The 20,756-nt window shown below is 53.5% G+C and carries 10 protein-coding genes and 9 pseudogenes; 8 read left to right on the forward strand and 11 right to left on the reverse strand.

The genetic code is table 11. The annotated features are described in order from the left end of the window. Window positions 1–224 precede the first annotated feature (224 nt). The 5 genes and pseudogenes from fbpC to JZM30_RS04130 all read right to left on the reverse strand — a co-directional run. Window positions 225–1,316, reverse strand: a complete 1,092-nt coding sequence (gene fbpC / locus JZM30_RS04110; protein WP_252317663.1) for a ferric ABC transporter ATP-binding protein — start codon at window positions 1,314–1,316, stop codon at window positions 225–227. 16 nt (window positions 1,317–1,332) lie between these two features. After that, a complete protein-coding gene (locus JZM30_RS04115; RefSeq protein WP_252317664.1) occupies window positions 1,333–3,414 on the reverse strand; it encodes an ABC transporter permease in 2,082 nt (693 codons plus the stop codon). 236 nt (window positions 3,415–3,650) lie between these two features. Next, complete coding sequence (locus JZM30_RS04120; RefSeq protein WP_252317665.1) at window positions 3,651–4,682, reverse strand: ABC transporter substrate-binding protein; 1,032 nt, start codon at window positions 4,680–4,682, stop codon at window positions 3,651–3,653. 30 nt (window positions 4,683–4,712) lie between these two features. Continuing rightward, window positions 4,713–5,171 (reverse strand): annotated as a pseudogene (locus JZM30_RS04125) (MFS transporter family glucose-6-phosphate receptor UhpC); the annotation flags it as partial. Beyond that, window positions 5,151–5,513: pseudogene (locus tag JZM30_RS04130) on the reverse strand (GAF domain-containing protein); the annotation flags it as partial. The pseudogenes JZM30_RS04130 and JZM30_RS04125, both read right to left, overlap by 21 nt. A 188-nt stretch (window positions 5,514–5,701) precedes the next feature. On the opposite strand from JZM30_RS04130, the pseudogene norV reads away from it, so the two are divergent. The 5 genes and pseudogenes from norV to JZM30_RS04155 all read left to right on the forward strand — a co-directional run bounded on the left by norV (window position 5,702) and on the right by JZM30_RS04155 (window position 9,604). Next, window positions 5,702–7,148 (forward strand): annotated as a pseudogene (gene norV, locus JZM30_RS04135) (anaerobic nitric oxide reductase flavorubredoxin). Next, window positions 7,145–8,213: pseudogene (locus JZM30_RS04140) on the forward strand (FAD-dependent oxidoreductase). The pseudogenes norV and JZM30_RS04140 overlap by 4 nt, the downstream one beginning before the upstream one ends. A 126-nt stretch (window positions 8,214–8,339) precedes the next feature. After that, window positions 8,340–9,069 (forward strand): annotated as a pseudogene (locus tag JZM30_RS04145) (EamA family transporter); the annotation flags it as partial. Between the two features lie 17 nt (window positions 9,070–9,086). Next, window positions 9,087–9,398: a hypothetical protein gene (locus JZM30_RS04150; RefSeq protein WP_252317666.1), complete on the forward strand. Its 312-nt coding sequence runs from the start codon at window positions 9,087–9,089 to the stop codon at window positions 9,396–9,398. After that, window positions 9,395–9,604 (forward strand): hypothetical protein, encoded by a 210-nt coding sequence (locus JZM30_RS04155; RefSeq protein WP_252317667.1) that lies wholly within the window; start codon window positions 9,395–9,397, stop codon window positions 9,602–9,604. Before JZM30_RS04150 ends, JZM30_RS04155 begins: the two co-directional genes overlap by 4 nt. 45 nt (window positions 9,605–9,649) lie before the next feature. Here JZM30_RS04155 and JZM30_RS04160 read toward each other — a convergent pair whose 3' ends face one another. Beyond that, window positions 9,650–10,852 carry a BaiN/RdsA family NAD(P)/FAD-dependent oxidoreductase gene (locus JZM30_RS04160; RefSeq protein WP_252317668.1) on the reverse strand — a complete coding sequence of 401 codons (1,203 nt, stop codon included), beginning with the start codon at window positions 10,850–10,852 and terminating at the stop codon, window positions 9,650–9,652. Between the two features lie 270 nt (window positions 10,853–11,122). On the opposite strand from JZM30_RS04160, the gene pitA reads away from it, so the two are divergent. After that, window positions 11,123–12,625, forward strand: coding sequence for an inorganic phosphate transporter PitA (gene pitA / locus JZM30_RS04165; protein WP_252317669.1), 1,503 nt, complete (start codon window positions 11,123–11,125; stop codon window positions 12,623–12,625). Window positions 12,626–12,718: 93 nt separating this feature from the next. Here pitA and uspB read toward each other — a convergent pair whose 3' ends face one another. Continuing rightward, window positions 12,719–13,054, reverse strand: coding sequence for a universal stress protein UspB (uspB, locus tag JZM30_RS04170; protein ID WP_252317671.1), 336 nt, complete (start codon window positions 13,052–13,054; stop codon window positions 12,719–12,721). A gap of 654 nt (window positions 13,055–13,708) precedes the next feature. On the opposite strand from uspB, the gene uspA reads away from it, so the two are divergent. Together uspA and gdhA are read left to right on the forward strand one after the other, a co-directional pair. Then, window positions 13,709–14,143 (forward strand): universal stress protein UspA, encoded by a 435-nt coding sequence (uspA, locus tag JZM30_RS04175; RefSeq protein WP_252317672.1) that lies wholly within the window; start codon window positions 13,709–13,711, stop codon window positions 14,141–14,143. Window positions 14,144–14,583: 440 nt separating this feature from the next. Further along, window positions 14,584–15,761: pseudogene (gdhA, locus tag JZM30_RS04180) on the forward strand (NADP-specific glutamate dehydrogenase); the annotation flags it as partial. Here the strand turns inward: gdhA and JZM30_RS04185 are convergent. The 4 genes and pseudogenes from JZM30_RS04185 to JZM30_RS04200 all read right to left on the reverse strand — a co-directional run. Continuing rightward, window positions 15,757–16,904 (reverse strand): annotated as a pseudogene (locus JZM30_RS04185) (LVIVD repeat-containing protein); the annotation flags it as partial. The pseudogenes gdhA and JZM30_RS04185 overlap by 5 nt on opposite strands. 11 nt (window positions 16,905–16,915) lie before the next feature. Beyond that, window positions 16,916–17,982, reverse strand: a pseudogene (locus JZM30_RS04190) (sugar ABC transporter substrate-binding protein). 22 nt (window positions 17,983–18,004) lie between these two features. Beyond that, entirely contained in the window at window positions 18,005–19,000 is a 996-nt protein-coding gene (locus tag JZM30_RS04195) for an ABC transporter permease (RefSeq protein ID WP_252317673.1), read from the reverse strand. Further along, window positions 18,997–20,479: pseudogene (locus JZM30_RS04200) on the reverse strand (sugar ABC transporter ATP-binding protein). Before JZM30_RS04200 ends, JZM30_RS04195 begins: the two are co-directional and overlap by 4 nt. Window positions 20,480–20,756 lie beyond the last annotated feature (277 nt).

Here is a 20,756-nt window from a genome sequence, read left to right on the forward strand (position 1 = left end):
CGCCACTACTCCTTGGTACCACGTAGATATGACTCTGCCTGTCGTGGCGTATAGCAATGTGAAGAACCAGGCAGCCAGCGCACCCTGAAACGCGTCGCGACATAAATGTGTCTACGCGCTTTTTAAGTATATCAATCCGCTGTAAATCGATCGGAAATTGTTTTGAACGCAAAGGATGAAAAAAAGGGAGCCACGAGACGGCTCCCTGAAGGGGTCGGCAAACGTTAGCCTTCGTTGAGAATAAACATGCCGTAAGGGTGAATCTGCAAATAGAGATCGTCGCCCACGTTGGGTTGCAACTGGGTGGCATTTACCTGTAGCAGCAGCGATTGCCCGTGCCAGATGACGCTCACTTCATACTGTGAACCCATGTAAGCCACATGGCGCACCGAACAGCGCTGGCTTTCATCACCCTGGGTATTCAGCGTAATGGCTTCAGGACGAATGCCCACGGTGCACGCCCCGCTTTCCGCGCCAAAATGCGCCGGTTTAGGTATGCGGTAGCCGAAAATCTCTACGCTATCAGCCTGCCGCTGTGCCGGGAAAATATTGGCCTCGCCCATAAAACTTGCCATAAAACGTGACGCGGGCTGACGGTACAGCGCTTGCGGCGACCCCATTTGCATTATGTGACCTTTATTCATCACCAGTACGCTGTCAGACACGGCGAAGGCTTCGCTTTGGTCGTGGGTGACGTAGAGTGACGTGATGTTGAACTGCTGCTGCAATTCGCGGATTTTTTCCCGCATGCTGCGCCGCAGGTTGGCATCCAGGTTACTCAGAGGCTCATCGAACAGCAGTACTTTAGGCTTTAGAATCAACGCGCGTGCCAACGCTACGCGCTGCTGCTGGCCGCCGGAGATCTGATCGACATAGCGATCGGCAAAGCCTTCCAAATCCACCAGCGCCAGTGCTCCATTGACCCGATCGTGGATCTCACTTTTGGGCCGACCGAGCATCTTCAAGCCGTAGCCGATATTCTCCCCCAGTGACATATGGGGGAACAAAGCATAGGACTGAAACACCATACAGATATCACGCTGCTGGATGGAGCGATCGGTCACGTCCTCGCCGTCTATATAGATGCGGCCTTCACTGGGTTTTTCCAACCCGGCCACCAACCGCAGCACGGTGGTCTTGCCACAACCGGACGGGCCGAGCAGTGTCACCATGTGACCCTGAGGGATCGCCAGGTCGAGATTTTCCAGCACAGTGTTAGTGCCAAAGCGTTTTGTTACGCTTTTTAGCTCGACGAAGTTTTTACGTGGTGCCTGCTCCGCTTCAGCGGTGGCGTGTTGGGTTAATTCGGTATTCACGATAGTCACCTTCTGATTATTGTGCGTTTTTGGCTTTGGAGCGGGCGGTGCGAGATTCGCCAACCAAATAGTCAAACAGGAAAATGATCGCCAGCATCACCACGATCAGGATAGAACCGTAGGCGATAGCTACCCCATATTCGCCGTCCTCAACGCGGTTCAGGATATAGGCGGTGGCGACGCGCGTGTCCGGTGTCACCAGGAACACGATGGCACTGACGGTGGTAATGGCGCGCACAAAGCTGTAGATCAACGCGGAAAGAATGGCCGGGCGCAGCAGCGGCAGTAAAATGTAGACGATAGTGCGCATTGCTCCAGCGCGCAGGTTGAGGGAGGCTTCATCCAGCGATTTATCCAACTGGCCTAACCCGGCGATACCAGCGCGAATCCCCACTGGCACGTTGCGCATCACCATCGAGATGATGACGATGGCGGCGGTACCTGTCAGATAAATGGGTGCGCTGTTGAACGCCAGAATATAGGAGATACCCGCCACGGTGCCCGGTACGGCAAAGCAGAGCATGGTGGTGAACTCGATGGTTTTTTTGCCGCGGAACTGCTGGCGCACCACAATATAGGCGATCAACAGACCAAACAGTGTGGTGATGGGGGCGGCGATCCCGGCGTAGAGCAGCGTATCAAGCAGTGAAGGCCATGCACCGTCGCTAAGACCTTGTCCGAACAGGGTAATAAAGTTTTGCAGCGTCAGTGTGTAATCCACACCCCAGTTAACGGTGAAGCTGCCATAGAAAATGCTGCCGTACAGCAGACCGTTAAACGCCACCCAGGCAATGAGGATAAAGGTGACACCCAACACCATCAGGCGCGGCAGCGGTTGTACATCGCCCCGGCTAAATTTACCGGAAATGGTGACGTAAGAACGTTTCCCGATCCACAGGTATTGGATACAAAATACCACCAGCGAGAACACCAGTAGAATCACGCCTAGCGTACTGGCGGCCTGATAATCCAACTGTGCACCGGTGATGTAGAAGTAAATCTGTGTCGCCAGCACGTCGAAGTTGCCCCCCAGCACCTGCGGGTTACTGAAATCGGCCAGAGACTGCACAATGACGATCAGGAAAGCGTTTGCCAACGCCGGTTTCAGCAGTGGCAGGAAGATGCGGTTAAAGGTTTGATAGCGGTTGGCGCGCAGCGTATAGGACGCCTCTTCCAGTGACGGGTGAATGCTCTTTATTGCACCGTCGAGGATCATAAAGGCCATCGGGGTAAAGGCCAGCACCTGTGCAATCCAGATGCCGGTGAAGCCGTACAGCCAGTTGGTGTTGGTCAGCCCGAACCAGGAAACCATCAGTTCGGTCACATAGCCGGAACGGCCCATCATCAACGTTACGCCCAGCCCGATGATAAATGGCGGCGTGACAATCGGTAGAATGGAGAACACGCGCCCGACAATGGCAGTACGCTTGGCGATGCGTGAGGTGTAAATCGCCAGCACCAGCCCAAAGAAGGTACAACCAAAGCCAACGGCCATGGCGAGCAGGAAGGAGTTCCAGATCACCTGAAGAATGTGCGATTGCCCTAACACCGTCATAAAACTCAACGGCACGAATTCGCCCGCGCTGTTGGTGAACATGGGGATGAAAATGGCAATGCTGGGATAGAGAATAAAGATACCGATCAGCACAATGGTGGTTATCAGTGAGCCGATGACGAAGCGATCGCCGCCCAGCCATTCAAGGCGTGCCATCGCCAGCGTCATGATGGCGCCTAACGCGATAAAGATCCCGATGGTGGCATAACCCATACCCTGTTGAACTACGGTGGCGCTGAGCAGCATAAACAGCATGCAAAACAGCGTATAGCCGGCATCAAACAGATGGCGGCCTCGCTGTTTTCTCGAGGCGGGGGTGCGAGGACGCAGTAACAGCGCGCAGGGTAACAGCAGCCACAGCAGGCTGATGTTGATGCCAGACCAGCCGTAAGCGTGCAGCACTTCTTCCCGGGTGGCACCGAACAGGCCGTAATCTAAACTCCAGGCGGGCATCAGCGCAAACGAGAGCGGGATAACGGCGAGCCAGAGAAAGATGGCGTCCAGTGCCTGCGGGCGTTGAGCCGAGGCGAGTGAGTGAGACATGGGTTTCCCTCTGAGTATACTAAAAGTCACAATGGTGACGAATGACCGAGACTGAAGACAACGTCACTCCGCCGACGCGTCATCCTTCGCGTAGACGGAGGACCTCCCACAGAAAGAAAGCGTTTCGTCTGTATGAGATTCCCGCCTGCGCGGGAATGACAGAAGATATACGGACTAACCGTATTGGTTTCAGTCTGTCAGCAACCGGTGCCCCGGCTTATGCCGGGGCAGTGGGCTTATTTGCCCATCTTGACTTCATTCACCCATTTGGTGATCAGTGCTTTACGCACATCTTCCGCGCCGTATTTGTCCATGTCGTAATTGATCAATTTAAGCTCTTCGAGCTTGAGCGACAGCGGTGATGCTTCGGCCTTGGTGTTGGTCAGGATCTGGCAGGACTGGCCCTTCTGCCAGGAGAGTTCTTGGGCTTCTTTTGACAGCGCCCAATCGACAAACCGTTTGGCATTCTCCAGGTTGCGCGCATTTTTCAGGATGCTGACGCCACCCACTTCATAGCCGGTGCCTTCACACGGTGATACCAGTTGCAGCGGTGCGCCATTCTCTTTTTCCTGCGAATAATCGTGCAGGAAGCCGATGCCGATGGCGCTTTCGCCACGGGCGGCGTTACGTGCCGGGGCAATACCCGATTTAGTGTACTGCGACACGTTGGCATTGAGTTTTTTCAGGTAATCAAACGCCTGATCTTCACCCCACAACTGTGAGAAGGTGGCCAGCGCGGTGTAAGCGGTACCAGAACTTTGCGGGTCGGCAATCTGGATTTCCCCTTTGTAGATAGGATCGATGAGATCTTTCCAGCATTGCGGTACCGGTAGGTTTTTCTTTTTCAAACGTTCGGTGTTGACGCCAAAGCCGAGAATTCCGATGTAGACCGCAGAGGAGTAATTGCCTTTGCGTTTCGCCGGATCGCGGAACTGCGGCATGATATTCGCCAATTCAGGGGAGACATAAGGTTGCAGCAGATCCATTTCACCGGCCTGTGACTGCGGATCGAGCGTGCCGCCGTACCAGACATCGGCTTGTGGGTTACGTTTTTCCGCTTCTACCTTTGCCAGCGTACTGCCAGAACCGTTGCTGATGAAGGAGGTTTGTACGTCATATTTCTCACCAAACGCTTTGGTTTCTGCTTCGCAAAACGCGTTGGTGGCACTGCAATACACCACGAGGCGGCCTTTGGCCTGTGCTGCGCTGGACAGCGTGGCCGCTGCGATCCCGGTAACGATAAGGGCAGAGAGAAGAGAAAGTTTCATAATGCTTCCTTATTATCAGTGGTAAAAGCGTCAGGGCGGGCCTGAAGCGTTTGGCCACCGAGACGGATGCATTTGCGATCGACTGGTGCCCGCCATCATCAACGGCATCAGCAACAGCCCGACACAGGCTGCCGCCAGTGTCAGTAAGGCAAAGAAACCGGACCAGCCGTAGAATTGCATCCACTGTGCCAGCGGCCACCCTGCCAATGCGGCCCCAAGATAAGCAAACAGGCCAAGAAATCCGGTAACGGTTCCTGCTGCTTCCTTATGGACGTACTCTGTGGCCGCCAGACCGATAAACATCTGAGGGCTAAAAACAAAAAAGCCGATACTGAAAAAATTCACCGCCAGCAGGGCATAATGGTGAATTGGCACCAGCCAGATAGCGGTTACGCTGAGAAATAAGCCCAGCGAGAACAGCAAAATCATCGGTGCACGCTGACCGCGAAACAGCAGGTCTGAGCCCCATCCGGCAAATAGCGGCAGACCGATACAGGCATGCACTTTTAACGTCTCCTGTCCGGGGATCAATCCATCGTAGGGGTCGGGTAAATCGCTGTCGGCGGGGAAACGCACCACATCGCCTGCGCGTGCAATCGCCTAGAGCCGTGGGTGTGCTTCCAGCATAAAGCGTCGGCCCAGAACGTCCGATGCCAGACCGTCAATGGCCAGAGGGATAAATTGGCGTGTTTCATAGCGCAACAGGGCAGAGGCATCACAATCCAATACCTGACGCAGGGTGGTAATCAGGCGCTGAAACCGATCCTTATGACCGATGCCACTATGTAGCTCAATGGCAATCTTTGCCAGGACGTTAACGGAAAAACTCATGGCCACCCCTGATAGTCAAATTGATAATTAAGAATGTCATAATGACCATAATAAGTATAGTCATTATGACATATTTATTTTTAAATAAAAACAGTAAATCATTTGAAAACAGTTAGTTAAAAACATGGCACGCCAATTGATATAGCCCAACTATCTTATTCGCATTACAGCATAAATTTGAGGTTGATATGGCTATTCATGTAAAAAACAACATTCACTGGGTTGGGCAACGAGACTGGGAATTTCGCGATTTTCACGGCACCGAATACAAAACCTTGCGCGGCAGCAGCTATAACAGTTACTTGATTCGTGAAGGGAAAAACGTACTCATCGACACGGTGGATCACAAATTCAGCCGCGATTTTGTCCAGAACCTGCGCGCGGAAATCGATCTGGCGCAGATTGATTACATCATTATCAACCATGCGGAAGAGGACCATGCGGGCGCGTTAACCGAGCTGATGTCGCAGATTCCGAATACGCCTATCTACTGCACCGCTAATGCCATTGACTCCATCAACGGCCACCACCATCACCCGGAATGGCGCTTTCACGTGGTGAAAACAGGTGACACCCTGGATATTGGCAATGGTAAACAGTTGGTGTTTGTGGAAACGCCGATGCTGCATTGGCCGGATAGCATGATGACCTACATGACGGGGGATGCGGTACTGTTCAGTAACGACGCATTCGGTCAGCACTACTGCGATGAGCGTCTGTTCAATGACGAAGTTGATCAGACTGAACTGTTTGAGCAGTGCCAACGCTACTATGCCAACATCCTGACCCCGTTCAGCCGACTGGTGACGCCGAAAATCACTGAGATCCTCGGCTTTAATCTGCCGGTTGATATGATTGCTACCTCACACGGTGTGGTGTGGCGAGATAATCCGACGCAAATCGTGGAGCTGTATCTGAAATTGGCGGCGGATTATCAGGAAGATCGCATCACTATTTTCTACGACACCATGTCCAACAATACGCGCATGATGGCGGATGCTATCGCGCAGGGCATCAACGACGTTGACCCGCGCGTCGCGGTGAAAATTTTCAATATTTCGCGCAGTGATAAAAATGACATTCTGACTAACGTGTTCCGCTCCAAGGGGGTTCTGGTGGGATCGTCTACCATGAACAACGTCATGATGCCCAAAGTGGCGGGCATGCTGGAGGAACTGACAGGGCTGCGTTTTCGCAACAAGAAAGCGTCTGCATTCGGCAGCTATGGTTGGAACGGCGGCACGGTCGATCGCGTGCAAACCCGTTTGATGGATGCTGGTTTCGAAACCACCATTGCCCTGAAGGCCAAGTGGCGTCCCGATATCGATGCGTTGGCAATGTGCCGTGAGCACGGGCGTGAAATTGGCCGCCAGTGGGCGCTCTCCCCGTTGCCGGAGGCCGTGCGCGCAACGCCGCAGCCAGACGCCTGCGCTTGTGCAGCGAAAGCGGCAGCCGATCTGGGGCCACAGATGCAGTGCAGCGTCTGTCAGTGGGTGTAATGACCCGGTACGCGGTGAGCCGATGCAGGACGTGGCGCCCGGAACACCGTGGAGTCAGGTGCCAGACAGTTTCCTGTGCCCGGAATGTTCCCTGGGCAAGGCGGTATTTGATGAACTGGCGGTGGAGGCTGTATGAGTCACGGTATCGTTATTATCGGCTCAGGCTTAGCGGCGCGCCAATTGGTTTAGCGGCGCGCCAATTGGTGAAGCATATTCGCAAGCAGGATGCGGCGATCCCGCTATCGCTGATTGCCGCTGACAGCATGGATGAATATAACAAGCCCGATCTCAGCCATGTGATAAGTCAGGGGCAATGCGCCGACGATCTGACACGTCAGTCGATGGGCGCATTTGCTGAGCAACATCAGCTACAGCTCTACCCAAATACACGGGTCACTGACATTGATGTCGCACATCATCGCGTAAAAAGCCACGACAGCGAATGGTGCTACGACAATCTGGTACTGGCAACGGGGTTCCGCATCGGTGCCACCGGTTCCGGGGCATGAGCTGATGCTGACGTTGAATAGCCAGCAAGAATACCTCGCGTGTGAAGCACAGTTGCAGGACGCTCGGCGGGGGTTGGTGATAGGCGCGGGGCTGATTGGTACCGAGCTGGCGATGGATTTTTGCCGTGCCGGTAAGGCGGTTACGCTGGCAGATTGCGCTGCCAGCGTGTTGCCAACATTGCTGCCGCCGGAAGTGAGTGGCCGTTTACAACACTGTCTGGTCGATATAGGAACGCATCTGTTGTTGAAAGCAAAACTGCAATCGCTGGAACAGACCGAGAAAGGCATTCGTGCTCGATTTGATGGCGATCGCATCAGTGACGTGGATGTGGTGGTAGACAGCACGCTGCAAACCAGCCAGGCAGATATCTATGCATTAGACGACTGTGCTGAGATTGCAGGACAGGTACGGCCATTTCTGCAACCGATCCAGCTAAGCTATCGCACTGGCGAAAACGCTGCTTGGCGTTAACACTGCGCTCGCGCTGCCCGCCATGCTGGTTAAGGTAAAAACACCGGCGTTGCCGTTGCATCTGGCCGGAGAATTAGGTCGCAGTGACTTGCGTTGGCAGATTGCCACTGTACCGGAGGGCATGGTGGCACAGGGAAGGGATGAAGAGAGTCAGTTGCGCGCTTTTGTGGTGAGTGAAGATCGGATGAAAGAGGCGTTCGCGTTGCTAAAAGCACTATAACCTGGTGTATGGGTATGATTTTTTAGGCTGACTTATCGAAAAGCCTGTCTATCTTCAGTATGGTGTATGGCATAGGGCGATAACGTATTGGTTGCGTGCCGTGAGCGTGATTAATCGATGTCGCCTTACTCCGTTTTATTCCGCCATGAGGTTGTGATGAGTCTTGCCAAACAAGGCATGTTGTACGTGTTAATCGCCTCCATTCTGTGCGGCACGTTAACGGTGCAGTTTACCTTTTTGGTCACGATAGAAAAGTCGAATGCGGCAACCGGGACTATCCTTCAGTTTCTCTCTCCAACGGTGATTGTCACCTGGTTTGCGCTAACGCGGAAAAAGCTGCCGGGTGTGTTTGTATGTGCCGCGATACTCACCTCGCTGGCGGGCACTTTTTTGCTGGTGACGCACGGTAATCCGACGTCGCTGTCGATCTCGCCTACGGCGCTGATCTGGGGGGATTGCTGCCGCCTTCTATTCCACCTACTCCTCGGGGCTGATCTCCCGGCACGGCACATTGCTGGTGGTGGGGTGGAGCATGTTTATTGCAGTGGTATCGATGATGCCTTTTTTCCTGCTGCCGGAAGAGAATATTGCGGTTAACGGTCTGGGCCTGTTTGCTTTCTTCTATCTGATTATCGTGGGCACTGCTGTGACGTTTAGCCTGTATCTCAAAGGCGCATCGCTGATTGGCGGCCAGAAGGCCAGCATTCTTAGCTGCGCAGAGCCGCTGACCAGCGCCGTACTGTCTTTGCTGCTGTTGGGCATTACCTTCACGCTGCCTGATTGGCTCGGCACGCTGCTTATCCCCTCATCCGTGCTGCTGATTGCCATGGATGCCAAGGGGAAATTACACCGTTAATCTGAGGGGAATCAGCTATGAAACATGAACATGTTGGTGACGTTATCCTCGATGCATACTCGATTGCGCAAGGTGTCAGTCAGGTTGCCGCGCAACTCAATCAGGACTTTGATGAGGCCGTTGCCATTACGGTAGTGCCGGGCGGTATACTCTACACAGCAGACCTGACCAGACAGTTAACATTTGATATCAATATGGATTATATTTCCTGTCCACACACTCCGGGAGACAGGAATAATCATTCCCCCATCGTGTTCCATAATAATATCGACATCAGTAACCGCCATGTCACCTCATTGATGATGCGATTGAGTCAGGTGGGACAATGAAGCGTCTGGTTAACCATATCTCCAAGCACTTCACGCCAAAATCGGTTTCTGTGGCCGTTTTGTTTGTCAAACCGGGTCGCGTTGATATCCCTGTTAAACAATATTTTGCGTATGGAATGGACAACTATGATTTACTGATTGGCTATGGTATGCCGTGGGAGAATAAGTACAGAAATCTCCCTTACGTCGCGAAATTGAAGCGTTAAGCGCCTGTCAGTAACGATCAAACCGATCATGTTGGTACACCAGACCTACTTATGTTGGGCAACGTTCAACGCCTGCGCACACGTCCAAGCGGAACCCCACGCCCACTGGAAGTTATAGCCGCCCAGCCAGCCGGTAACGTCCACCACTTCGCCGATAAAATAGAGGCCTGGCACTTTACTGGCCTCCAGGGTTTTTGACGATAACTCACGCGTATCTACACCGCCGAGGGTGACTTCTGCGGTGCGATAGCCTTCCGTACCGTTGGGTTGCACTTGCCAGGCGTGCAGATTTTCAATGAGCGCTGCGATCTGTGAGGATTGCAGCTGCTTCAGTGAAACCTCGGGCACTATCCCCAAGGTTTGCAGGCACTCGACCAAGCGTTTCGGCAGCCACAGCGCCAGCGTATTTTTCAGGCTTTGATTGGGGTGTGCTGCACGTTGCTCGGCAAGCAGTACGTTAAGATCGTGCTGTGGCAACAGATTGATTGTCACCATTTCGCCCGGTAGCCAATAGCTAGACAGTTGCAGAATGGCCGGGCCAGAAAGGCCACGATGGGTAAACAGCAGACTCTCTTTAAAGCTGACACCGTTTTTCGCGGTCACCACTACAGGTACGGAAACGCCGGACAGCGTCTGTATCTGCTCCAGCAGCGGTTTATGTAGGGTAAACGGTACTAGCGCAGCGCGTGTTGGCAGTACCTTAAGGCCAAACTGTTGTGCGACCTGATAACCGAAGGGGGATGCGCCTAGCCCCGGCATGGAAAGCCCCCCGCTGGCAATCACTACCTGTGGAACCGTGAGCGTGCCATTGGCGAAGGTGAGGGTGAACGCTGAGCCCGCCCGTTCAATACGCTGGGGTTCACTACGTAGACGAAACTGTACGTTGCCGAGTTCGCACTCGCGCATCAGCATGTCCACAATCTGCTGCGCGCTGTCATCACAGAACAACTGCCCAAGGGTTTTCTCGTGATAGGCAATACCGTGCCGATTGACCAGATCGATAAAATCCCACTGGGTGTAACGCGCCAGCGCTGATTTGCAAAAATGCGGGTTTTCAGACAGATAAGTTGCTGGCTCGGCGTACATATTGGTGAAATTGCAGCAACCACCGCCCGACATCAATATTTTGCGACCGGGTTTTTTGCCGTTATCCACCAGCAGAACGCGCAGTCCGCGTTGTCCGGCCTGGGCGGCGCAAAACAGACCAGCAGCACCAGCACCCACAATGACAACATCAAACGATTCCACAGTGCGCTCTCCTGCCAATGGCGATATAAAAAGTTAGCATTTTCCCCGATAACCTACGGGTGGCTGATTGTAGTGTCAGGCGCGAAGGGATGCCAGCGTAACAAAATGTATATTTATACAAGAATATGTATTTTTTGATTTTATTAAGATAAATCCGACCAATAGCCGAATTGGTCATCTTTTCGTCAAAAAAAGTCATATTTTCCTTTTCCCGTTTAGGCTTGTCGCAGATAATGCGCCGCGTTCATGACCACAAATGGCCTAACGCTTATGCTACATTTATTTACCGGGGTTGATTTTCATACCGGTCTGATGCTGATTTTGGCACTGGTATTTGTTCTGTTCTATGAAGCCATAAACGGCTTTCACGATACGGCGAATGCTGTTGCCACCGTTGTATATACGCGCGCGATGCGGGCGGAATATGCGGTTGTCATGGCCGGACTGTTTAACTTTTTCGGCGTGATGCTAGGCGGGTTGAGCGTGGCTTATGCCATCGTGCATTTGCTGCCTACTGATTTGCTGCTTAACGTCAGTTCCGCGCACGGTCTGGCCATGGTGTTCTCCATGCTGCTGGCGGCGATTATCTGGAACCTGGGCACCTGGTACTTCGGTTTGCCAGCCTCCAGTTCCCACACCTTGATTGGTTCTATCATCGGGATTGGTTTGACCAACGCCCTGCTCACCGACACTTCTGTCGTGGATGCGCTCAATGTTCCCAAAATGATCAGTATCTTCCTGTCACTGATTCTCTCTCCCATTGTGGGGATGGTGGTCGTGGGTCTGATGCTGTTCGTGCTGCTACGTTTCTGGAACAACAATAAGAAACGCAAACGCATTCACTTGACGCCAGCCGATCGTGAAAAGCTGGATGGCAAACGTAAGCCGCCGTTCTGGACGCGTACAGCGCTGATCATTTCCGCTATCGGTGTTAGCTTCTCCCACGGCGCGAACGACGGCCAGAAATGTATCGGCCTGATCATGCTGGTACTGATTGGCGTTGCGCCTGCCGGCTTTGTCGTCAACATGAGCGCTTCCGGCTATGAAATCAGCCGCACGCGTGATGCCGTCGTCAATTTGCAGGAGTTCTATCAACAGCATGGCGATGCGCTCAAACACGTCATCGACCTCTCTACGCCTGTGCCGGCGACAGAAACTGTGCTGCCTGCTAATGGTGTTAAAGAGTTCCACTGCGACAGTTCGCGCGTAATGATCGCCATCGAACGTTCACTGGGTCTGCTGAATAACCTGAAGAGTTATGACCAGTTGAATGCCGAGGATCGCGGTCGTGTGCGTCGCTTGTTGATGTGCATCGCGGATACCATGGACAAGGTAGCGAAGCTGCCGGAAACCACGTCTGAAGATCGCCGCTACCTGAACAATCTGCGTCAGGATATGTTGAAAACCGTCGAATATGCGCCGTTATGGATTATCGTTGCTGTCGCATTGGCGCTCTCACTGGGCACCATGGTGGGCTGGCGTCGTGTCGCGGTAACTATCGGCGAGAAGATCGGTAAACGTGGCATGACCTACGCACAAGGGGTGTCTGCACAGGTGACGGCGGCGCTGTCAATTGGTGTGGCGAGCTATACCGGTATGCCGGTGTCCACCACCCATGTTCTTTCCTCTGCGGTTGTGGGCACCATGATCGTTGATGGTGGCGGCGTACAGGGCAAAACGGTTAAGAACATCCTGCTGGCATGGGTGTTTACGCTGCCTGTCTCTCTGGTGATGTCCGGCGTGCTGTATTGGTTGGCGCTGAAACTGATTTAATCCGTCAGGGTTGAAACTGCACGAAATAAAAAGGCGATTCGAGAGAATCGCCTTTTATCTTTGTCGGTTACACATTATTAAATACCCAATCGATCAATACCACATCAACATGGACACCAGACTTACCAGGATGAGTCCGCACAGTGCGGAGGTCAGCATAAACTGGCCTCGTACTCGCTCACAGCGGCGCATAAACTCTTCATCGTGGTGTTCCAGATAGCGTTGTGCGTAAATGTAGCGAACCAGCCGAATCTGCTTACTGGGCTGTCCGTGGGAAGTGAAAAATCCTCCGCCATCCACATACTGGTACAACAGCGGGTCGCAATCGCGCAGGATCATCAGCAGTACGCGCAAAGAAGAATAATAGCGCGCCATGTTGATGACACAGACGATGCTCAAGGCCCAGAAAAGCGCAAATGTACTGATCATGCTCCCCTCCCAGATAATGTTATTCGTCAGAACGAGGATGTGGTGAACATCCTACAGCGTTTCTGCGAATCGTTTTGCCACACGTTCATTACGCGATTTTATTAAGCGGGCGAATAAAGGGTAAATCGCCCTTATCTTTTGCTCTACCGGGCAGTATGTAGTACGGTAATCGAGAGACCTCAAGCACCGCAATGGAACACCGCTCGACTCACCATGAAATGATAGGCTCAGCAGCCGAATGGCACGTTGGTATCCCCCTCATTGTTATTTTAGAAGAGGAAAACAGATTTTTGCCACAGAGTGACCGATATCAAATAATTTTGACGATTTTCCCTACTCTTTTTTCTGGTTTTGTAGCAGATCGTCGGGAATCCAGACGTGATAAGGAGCCGTTTCTACTACACTTATCAAGGAGTACAAGAATTTTACGGTCAGATCGCCGTTCCTGTGAGCCGTTGTGCAGTAATCACTTGCACGGAGCACGGGCGCTGTGCTGGTCATCTCGCAGAATGTGGTAAATATGCGGTGGTGTGATCTGCTGAACATAACAAAAATCGGCAGGGGTGGTATTCTATAGCCAAGCCATTAAGTATCAGATTAGCAGGCGGAAAAATCTGCTGAACCATTAATGTGCCTTTACGGAAGGAGCTTATTATGGCTTATAAACATATCCTGATTGCTGTTGACCTTTCTCCAGAAAGTAAAGTGTTAGTGGAAAAGGCGGTCTCGATGGCAAGGCCGTACAATGCCAAAGTCTCGTTGATCCACGTCGACGTCAATTACTCCGATCTGTACACCGGCCTGATTGATGTGAATCTGGGCGACATGCAGCAGCGTATTTCTGAAGAAACGCAAAACGCGTTGACCGATCTCTCTAAAAACGCCGGTTATCCGATCACGGAAACCTTGAGTGGCAGTGGCGATCTGGGGCAGGTTTTGGTGGATGCTATCAAGAAATATGATGCTGACCTGGTGTTATGTGGGCACCATCAGGATTTTTGGAGCAAGCTGATGTCTTCCGCGCGTCAACTGATCAACACCGTGCATGTGGACATGCTGATCGTTCCGTTGCGTGATGACGAAGAGTAACATCCTCGTTCTCTTCCTCTCCCCGGTTAAGGCCGGGGAGCCTTTTTAGCTAGTGCATTTTTTTGCAAATTGACCGATTTTTTAGTCGATCGCATTTTTTTACCTCCCCTCTGTTAACCGCTTTTTTGTGCACTGAATTGCACTTTCTTTTGTTATATAACAGAAACTTATGATAAATTTTTATCATTTTTTATGTGGGGATAAGTGCCTATCTCATTGGTTTTTAAGCATATAAAACGTTAAAAAACGCTTGCTTGAATATACACCAGCAGTGCTATAGCCGAAGCGGCACAACATCATTCAACCGCGATCCCACAGGCTTTTAACGTGCATAACTTTCACCGTTTTCACGCGGCCAAGCACTTTGCTGCGCGTGAAAGGGGGCGAGATAAAAAAAGCACAGTCCACCGGACGCTTTCTCTTTTTTGCAGGAGTTGGTAATGGCTCAATTAGTCTCTCTGGAAAGTTTTCTCAATCAGGTTCAGCAGCGCGACCCGCATCAGCCGGAGTTTTCTCAGGCGGTCAGGGAAGTTTTCTCTACCCTATGGCCGTTTCTGGAACAGAATCCGCGCTATGCAGAGCAAAGCCTGCTGGAACGTCTGGTCGAGCCAGAGCGTGTTATCCAGTTTCGCGTTGCCTGGACGGATGACAAAGGTCAGGTGCAGGTCAACCGCGCTTGGCGCGTGCAGTTCAGTTCCGCCATTGGTCCGTATAAAGGCGGGATGCGTTCCCACCCTTCGGTGAACCTCTCCATTCTCAAATTCCTCGGTTTCGAGCAAACCTTTAAAAACTCGCTGACCACGCTGCCAATGGGCGGTGGTAAAGGCGGTTCCGATTTCGATCCCAAGGGTAAAAGCCATTGTGAAGTGATGCGCTTCTGTCAGGCGCTGATCGCGGAGCTGTATCGCCATCTGAGGCCGGATACTGACGTACCTGCCGGAGACATCGGTGTGGGCGGTCGTGAAGTGGGCTTTATGACCGGGATGATGAAAAAGCTGACCAACAACACCGCGTGTGTGTTTACCGGTAAAGGACTCTCTTTTGGCGGCAGTCTGATTCGCCAGGAAGCGACAGGGTATGGGCTATTCTACTTCACGCAGGCGATGCTGGAGCGTCACGGCCTTGGGTTTGATGGCATGCGTGTTGCAGTCTCCTGGTTCGGTAACGTGGCGCAGTATGCCATTGAAAAAGCGTTGTCTCTGGGCGCTCGTATGATTACCGCTTCGGACTCCAACGGCACGGTCGTGGATGAGGCGGGCTTTACGCCGGAGAAACTGGTGCTGCTGGCGGATATCAAAAACCAACGTTATGGCCGTGTGGAAGATTACGCGCGCGAAGCCGGTCTTACGTACCTGCCAGGCCAAATGCCGTGGAACGTGCCCGTGGACATCGCACTGCCGTGCGCCACGCAGAATGAGCTGGACCTGACCAGTGCCAAGACGCTGATTGCTAACGGCGTGAAAGTCGTGGCGGAAGGGGCCAATATGCCGACCACGATCGAAGCGACGGATGCCTTCCTGGAAGCCAACGTACTGTTTGCGCCGGGCAAAGCGGCAAACGCCCCGGTGGTGTCGCAACCTCTGGGCTAGAAATGGCACAGAATGCGGCGCGCATGGGCGGCCCGGACGGGTATCCATCATTTTCTCTGGTGCAGTAGGCACCAGTGCGCCGGTTTCCACGGGGCGATACGGGTTGCTGATATCGTAAGCGCGTACGCCTGCGTTCTGGTAGGTGGCAAAAATCAGCGTTGAGCTGATAAAGCTACCCGGCCGGTTCTCATGCAGGTTATGCGGTCCGAAGTGCGCGCCCTTGGCCACGTAATCCACTTCATCCGGCTGCGGAAAGGTGGAAATGCTGACCGGGTTGCTCGGTTCGCGAATATTGAACAGCCAGATCAGCTTCTCGCCATCGTCCTGATTGTCTAGTACCGCCTAATCCAGTACCACCAGAAGATCGCGATCCGGCAACGGCAGTGCGGTGTGGGTACCGCCGCCGAACGGTGGGCTCCAGTTGCGATGGCTGATGAGCTGTGGCTGATGGTGATCGCTCACATCCAGCAGCGTCAGGCCACCGTCACGCCAACTGGCGTACGCGGTATCGCCGCTGATAATCGCGTGGTGCAGCGCATAGCGTTTTCCTTCCGGCCAGTTGGGCGTTTCGCCTGCCGCACTGTGCATGCCCGGCAACCACCAGCGCCCGGCAACCTCGGGTTTACGCGGATCGGCAAGATCGATAGTCAGGAAGATATAATCACTAAAACCGTCCAACAGGGCAGAAACGTAGGCCCAACGCCCGCCGACGTACCAAATACGGTGAATGCCAATGCCGTTCAGCGGCTGAAAGCCGATTTCACGCGGCTTGTCCGGCGTTGAGATATCAAACACCCGCAGTCCGGCGCTCCAGACTCTGTCTTGCACGTCACTCACCGTATCGGCAACGGAGCGCGTGTAATAGACCTTTTCATCGGCAAAGCGGGTGTCGGCAAACAGATCGCGTGCGTTAATCACAAGCAGCAGATCGTCATGTGCCTGCAAATGCACATTCCAGGTGCCAGGCGGAGCGGGCACGTAACCCGCCGCCTTGGGGTTTTTCGCATCGCGCACATCGACGATGGAGAACCCCTGCGACACCATATGCCCGATATATGCGTAGCCACGATGGACCATCACCTGCGCGCCGTCTGGCCGCCCCCCTGATCGCTATGCCCGATCAACCGCATGTTGCGGCTGTCATCGGGATGCGGCAGTTCCTGCTTTGCCATACTGTGGTTCCTTATTTTTTCTGTTTGGCTTCCAGCGTAGCGAACCACGGCGCAATGAAATCATCGCTCTGGCCCCAGCCGGGAATAATATTGCCGAGTGAAGAGACGTTAACCTGTCCCGGCTGGCTCACCAGTAGCGCCTGTGGAATGGTGGCGGACTTGAAATCATAGGTTGCTGGGGTTGGTTCGCCTGCAATCTTGTTGGCAATCAGACGCACGTTAGTCGCACCGATCAGTTTCTGGTCAACCGCAACGCTCACTTTCCACGGGCTGTTGGCCTCGCGCATCAGTTGCACATCTTGATTGGAAATATCGATGCTGTAGAGTTTGATTTCGGTGCGGCCATTCTCTTTAAGCGCCTTGTAAGCGCCCTGGCTGAAGGCATCCCAAGTGCCCCAGATGGCGTCGATCTTACCTTTCGGGTATTTCGCCAGCACTGCACCCACTTTGTTGGCGGTGTCACCTTGTAAATCGGAAGAGACCGCGCAAATGGATTCCAGCTCTTTAATGCCAGGATGGTCTTTCAGGATGTTTTGGTAGGCCGCCTGACGGCGCTCCATTGGCGGGAACCCGGTTACCCACAGTTTGATGATATTGGCATGACCGTTGAAATCTTTCACCAGTTGGCCGAAGGAGAGTTCGGTCAGCGACGCTTCATCCTGCTGAGTCACGGTCACGCCGTTAATGGTGCCATTGACGGCGGTATCGAAGGTGGACACCGCAATGCCGCTGTCAACGATGCGCTGAACCAGCACGGTCGAGTACGGATCGCGGCCCTGAGACAGGATAATCCCGTCATACTTCTGGCTGATGGCCTGATTGACGAAATCCTGAAAGCTGGCGTCATCGCCGTTGCTCAGGAAGGTATTGACGGTGAACCCCAGTTTATTCCCTTGCTGGATGGCTCCCGCAATAAACTGGGTGGTGTTATCGTCAGAGCCAAGGTTACGGATGACGGCGATGCGAATCGGCCCGTCGTGTTTGGCGATCGCGTCCGGCACGGGGCAGGGGTGGCCGCAAAGGTGGGGGCGATGGTCAGCAGGCTCAGCACCAGCAGTGAAAACGTCAATTTCTTCATTATAGTTTCCTGTCTTTCGGGATTAACGGCGTTGAACGTAAGTGATTGCCAGAGCGGCGGCCAGTACCAGCCCTTTGATAATGTCCATGGTGTAATAGGGAACGGAAAGCATTACCAGCCCGTTCTGCAATACGCCGAGGATCACCGCGCCGACCAGCGTAACTAATGCGTTGGGTTTGCCCGAGCCAGCGAGTGAAAAACCGATCCAGGCCTCTGCCACGGCATCCATCAGGTAACCGCCACCCGCGTTGACCTGCGATGATCCGATGCGAGATGCCAGCAAAATACCGCCCAATCCCGCCAGCAAGGAGGCGAGAATATAGGCCGCCACGCGGTAACGGGTGGTACGGATGCCGGAAAGCCGTGCGGCTTCGGCGTTGCCGCCGATGGCATACATGCGGCGGCCGTGTTTGGTCAATGACAGGCCCAATTGTGCCACCACTGTGACAGCCAGCATGATAATCACGATGGTCGGCACCTGACCGAGCAGTGAAAAGGCATCAGGGATAACGCCCTCTGCCATCTCCCCGCTGGGTAGCACCATATTTTGGGTGATGGAGCCACCATAGCTGTAGGTCATCGCGACGCCCTGAATCACGAACAGGCTGGCAAGTGTTGCTAACATGTCGGGAATTTTCAGTACCACGATGAGAAAAGCATTAAACAGGCCGACCAGTGTACACAGCAGCAGTGTCACCAGAATCGCTTCTGTGGTGCCAAAGCCGTGCCAGACAAACAGTGAAATCACCAGTGCGTTAGCCAACGAGGCGGTTGACCCCACCGAGAGATTGAACCCTCCCACCGTGAGTGAGATGGAGACGCCAATGGCGATCACCGTGACGATGGCAATCGAGCGCAGAATATTGATGATGTTGTACGGATCGAGAAAGTTGTCGGAGGCGATACCAAATAGCGCGACCAGCGCGACAACCGTCAGCAGCATTCCCCACTTGTAGAGAAAATCAAACAGCTGTTGGCGGCCCGAAACTGTCGCCTTAAGGGAAAGTGATTTGCTCACGCAGGGGCTCCTCCGGTGGAGTAAAGTAAAAGGGTTTCTTCGCTGGCTTTGCGGCCATCCAGTTCTGCCACAATGCGGCCATCCCACAGCACGCAAATGCGATCGCACAGCCCGACCAGTTCAGCGAATTCGCCGGAGGCGTAAATCACGCCTTTGCCTTCGCGAGCCAACTGATCGATCAAAAGAAAGAGATCGGTTTTGGCTTTGACATCAACGCCTTTGGTTGGCTCATCAAAGATCAGTACGTCGGCATCATTGCGCAGCCATTTGCCAATCGCGACCTTCTGTTGATTACCGCCTGACAGGCGACGCAGCGTCTGTGCTGGCCCGGTGGTTCGCACGCCGAGACGTGAAATAATCTCCTGTGCCCAGCGCCACGCGCGTCGATGATTGAAAAGGCTCCAGCGAGAAAAGCTGTCGTCGGCGCTGATGCTCAGGTTCATCGCCACCGGCTCGTCAATAAAAATGCCTTCTTTGAGGCGTTCTTCCGGCACCAAAGCAATGCCTGCGGCGACAGCATCCGCCGGTGTGGTCGGCTGCCAGGGCTTGCCGCGCAGTTCACCGGATCGCACGCGGCTGGCATTGGCTCAAAACAGCGCTTTGCACAATTCGGTTTTCCCTGCGCCCGCCAGCCCGGCAATGCCAAGAATTTCGCCTCCGCGCAACTGCAACGAGATATCGTGCAGCAGCGTATTGTCATGCAGACCTTCAATCGCCAACAGGGCTTTACCGGTTATCGCCGGGCGACGCGGCGGATAGATATCATTCAACGCATGGCCGAGCAATCTTTTCAGCGATCGCTTCGCCGCTTAACCCCGCCATTGGACTGCTTTCAATCAGGCGACCATCGCGCAATACCGTCATGCGATCGCAAATCGCTTTTAGCTCATGGATACGGTGCGAGATAAACACCACTCCGATACCGCTATGCTGCAAGCGGCGCACCACGCTGAACAGGCGCTCGCTTTCGTGCTGATCGAGCGGTGCTGTGGGTTCATCAAGGATCAGGAAGCGACAGTGGTGGGAGAGGGCGCGCGCCAAGAGAATCTGCTGCTTTTCGGCCAGTGGGCATTGCTCGATGCGGCGACGCACGTCCAGTTCCACGCCTAACAGTGCTAGCGCGTTGCGCGCACTGTGTCGGATTTGTCGCCAGCGATAGCTATGACCTGGCTTCGCCAACTGATCGAGCATAATGTTTTCCGCCACGCTCAGGCCTGGCACTAACGCGACGTCAACTTCCTGCTGTACCACATGGATGCCGAGCTGCTTGGCCTGACGCGGTGAGCGAATCTCAACAGGTTTTCCATCAATGACAATGGTCCCCTGATAGTGTTCATGCGCACCGGAAAGTACCGCCATCAGCGTTGATTTGCCTGCGCCATTGGCACCGGTCAGCGCGTGGATAGAACCGCCATACAGGGTGAAATCGACCTGCGTCAGCGCAGCGAAGCCGGAAAAGGCAATGGAAATCCCACGCATTTCCAGTTTATGTGGCGTTGGCCGATGTGTGTGTCATGGCGGTCATCCCAGGAAAAAAATCATCTGATCGGCCAGATCTTTCACGGGGTGATAACGCCTGGCAATGAACGAAAACGCATAAGATAAAGCAAAATGTTATTAGCAGTCCAGATGTCCAGATGTCCAGATGTCCAGATGTAACATGAAGATAATTCATAAAACAGACGCTTACAGATAAACATGAAAAAATGCATCATGATGTCCTCAATGTTTATAGCCATCCAGAAGTCTATTTATG

Origin of the sequence: Candidatus Symbiopectobacterium endolongispinus (assembly GCF_018777385.1) — a bacterium.
Taxonomy (GTDB): domain Bacteria; phylum Pseudomonadota; class Gammaproteobacteria; order Enterobacterales; family Enterobacteriaceae; genus Symbiopectobacterium; species Symbiopectobacterium endolongispinus.